Origin of the sequence: Pseudoalteromonas phenolica (genome assembly GCF_005886345.1) — a bacterium.
Lineage (GTDB): Bacteria > Pseudomonadota > Gammaproteobacteria > Enterobacterales > Alteromonadaceae > Pseudoalteromonas > Pseudoalteromonas phenolica_A.
Genome location: NZ_PNEC01000089.1, coordinates 1 through 3,308, shown reverse-complemented (window position 1 = coordinate 3,308; position 3,308 = coordinate 1). Strand labels below are relative to the sequence as shown.

2 protein-coding genes are annotated in these 3,308 nt (G+C 40.7%); both read left to right on the top strand.

What is annotated here, in order from left to right; genetic code table 11:
• Positions 1-1,567: TonB-dependent receptor domain-containing protein (locus CWB72_RS20110; RefSeq protein WP_138635176.1), on the top strand; the 1,567-nt coding region annotated here is incomplete at its 5' end.
• Positions 1,568-1,992: 425 nt separating this feature from the next.
• Positions 1,993-3,308, top strand: a 1,316-nt coding sequence (locus CWB72_RS20105; RefSeq protein WP_171037372.1) for a TonB-dependent receptor plug domain-containing protein, incomplete at its 3' end; no start/stop codon positions are given.

Below are 3,308 nucleotides of genomic sequence, written 5' to 3'. Positions count from 1 at the left end.
GGACCGCGTTTACCGTTCAATAAACGATAATTGTGTGGGTGTGACAGTTAAAGGTGCACCAGGCAGTTATACGGTTGAAGGTAATGATGTAACTGCGCCTTGTATTAACTACATGGGTGCTGATTCTCTGTCTCAAGAAGATGCAGATTATATCCGTTATACTGACCAAGCGGTTGGTTATAACCAAATGAGCCTGACAGCACTAAGTATTTCAGGTGAGCTATTCGAACTACCTGGTGGTTACGCTGGTTTTGCAGCAGGTTATGAGCACCGTGAAGAAGAAGGTGGTTCAAGCCCAGATGCACTTACAGTTTCTGGTGTAGGTTCAGGTAATGCATCATCGCCAACATTTGGTAGTTTCCAAGTAGATGAAATCTATGCTGAATTATACCTACCAGTAATTGATGATTTAGAAATTACAGCGGCAATTCGCGCATTTGATTACAGCACGTTCGGTCAAGATGAGACGTGGAAACTAGGCTTTAAATATGCACCAATCGATGGTCTAACGCTTCGTGGTACAATTTCAACTGCCTTCCGTGCACCAAGCATCGGTGATCTTTTCGGTGGTCAATCAACAGGTTACCCTCCGTACACAGACCCATGTAACAACTGGGATAGTAAAGACTCAAACTCAAACATTTACAAAAACTGTTCAAGAGACGTAGGTGCTGGTTTTGAGCAGCCAAATGGTCAGGTGGATCGTTCACTAAGTGGTGGTAACCCAGATCTACAACCAGAAACAGCTGATACATTAACTTACGGTTTCATTTATGAGCCAAGCTTTGTTGAAGGTTTCAGCATGACTGTTGATTACTTCAATATTGAAATGGAAAATGTAATCACATCGGTAGGTGCTCAAACAATCATTGATAAGTGTTATGAAGCTGCTGACGGTGGTATTGGTGGTGCATCATCATGGTGTTCAACGCTAAGCCGTAACGCAATCGGTACAGTGTCAGGCGTTGAAGCAACATCTCAAAACCTTTCAGTATGGGAAGTAGAAGGTGTTGATTTCAACTTCAACTACACGACAGATCTTTCTAATCTAACGTTAAAAGTTGACTGGGAAGGCACACATTACATGAGTTGGAAAGATCAATCATTCGAAGGTCAGCCAATTGATGAAAACGTAGGTCGTGCAACAACAGGTACGATTGCTGATTGGAAACACACACTTTCTACATCACTACGTGCTGATGACTGGTCAGTTACTTGGGTAGCGCGTTATATTTCTGAGTCAGAAACATCTTCAATCTTTGATGCTAAGCAAGATTTAGCGCAAGGTATTGCAAATGGTGTAACCGGTGATGCACTAACAGCACTTAAACAAGAAGTTGATCAGCAGAAGCTAGATGCAGCAGACCACACAGCAGAAGCTTACATTACACACAACGTATCAGTATCTTACTATGTGAATGATAACTTCAGTGTATCTGCAGGTATTCGTAACTTAACAGACGAAACGCCTCCATACTTCACTGATTATGGCGATTCAAATACGGATCAGTACACGTACGATACAGTAGGCCGTCGTTGGTTCATGAGCTTCTCGTCTAAGTTCTAAACCATACATAGTCTTTAATATGCAAAAGCTCGGTTCTAACCGAGCTTTTTTTTTATTTTTTTTTATCCTTAAATATTCAATTGTTCAAATCTTAAAATGTTAATTTTTAAAAGTTGAGAAACTAAAAGCTAAAGTGTTTAGTCTTACTTTTTCTCAATACTTGAAAAAGCATCAAGCTGCCGTGTATTTCTGTTTCTAGCTTTATTTATTATTTCTTTTGTTTACAACTGTTTTTTTTGTTGCTTTTTTTTGTTGCTTTTTTTGGAACTTTGTCACTTTGATTAATCGTTTTAGCACTGACTGCCTAGTTGACGCTTTGTTAGCCATGATATTAGTATGTTAACTGTGTAGTTTAAGAACTACATTTTTAAAATTAAAAAAATCAAATAAAAACAAACGCTTAAGTTTAAGCACAGGGAGATAAAATGTTAAATAATAAAGTGTCAAAAGCAGTTCGCTTAGCGATTGCTTTTGGTGCAGCGTCTACGGCTGCATTCTCAGCACAATCAGTTGCTAACGATGAAGGCGCTGAAAAAGTTGAACGTATCGAAGTAACAGGTTCTCGTATCAAGCGTGCAGACCTTGAAAGTGCATCACCAGTAACTGTGTTAGACGTTTCAGACATTAAAGCTGAAGGTATTACAAACGTTGCAGTTGCACTTCAATCTCTAACAGCACAAACTGGTGGTTTAACGTCTTCAGTAAACAATGGCGGTGGCGGTAAAGCGTCAGTAAACCTTCGTGCACTAGGTTCAAACCGTACATTAGTTTTAATCAACGGTCGCCGTATTCCAGGTGGTGGCCTTGGTGCAGACTCTTCAGTTGATTTAAACGAAATCCCAATGGCAATCGTTAAGCGTATCGAAGTACTTAAAGATGGTGCATCAGCAGTATACGGTTCAGATGCGGTTGCAGGTGTTGTTAACATCATTACTCGCACAGACTTCGAAGGTTTTGAAGTTACAGGTCAGGTTGGTCAATCATTTGAAAGCGATGCTGAAAATGGACAAATCGACTTTACTTTCGGTACTTCAGGTGAAAAAGGTAACATTGTTGTAACTATGGGTTACTTCAACCGTGGTGAAGCTCGTCAAGGCGACAGAGATTACTCTGACTGCCCAATAGATGAAAGAGCGGTATTTGATCCAAATGATGAGACAAAGCAAATTGGTGCAGAAAAGTTCTGTGCTGGTTCTGCTAACGTAATCGGTGGTGCTGTTGCAGGGTCGCCGGGTTTCCTGGTATTTGAGCCAGGCGGTGATGGTACAACTAATCCAAAAGGTTACCACAGCTTTGGTGATGCTGATCGTTATAACTATTCAACACTATCTTTCTTAGATACACCAGCTGAGCGTTACTCACTAGGTACAAATGGTACTTATGAGCTTTCTGATACGACATCTGTTTACTTTGAAGGTAATTACACTAAACGTTTATCTGATCAACAAATGGCACCACAACCGATTAATGGTACAGTCGGTGAAGCTGGTCGTACATTCTTGATCCCAATTAACAAAGACATCTACCCATACGTTGGTTTATATGACTTTGCTAAACAAACTGGTGATGAAGGTGCAGATGAAAGAATGTTCGCACTTCGTCGTATGTCAAGTGTAGGTCCTCGTCGCTTCAACCAAGCGGTTGATTCAGTGCGTTTTGTATTAGGTGCAAATGGTGAGTTCTCAAATGGTTACACTTGGGATGCTTATCACTTATATGGCCGCAGTGACGCAAGTGAGCG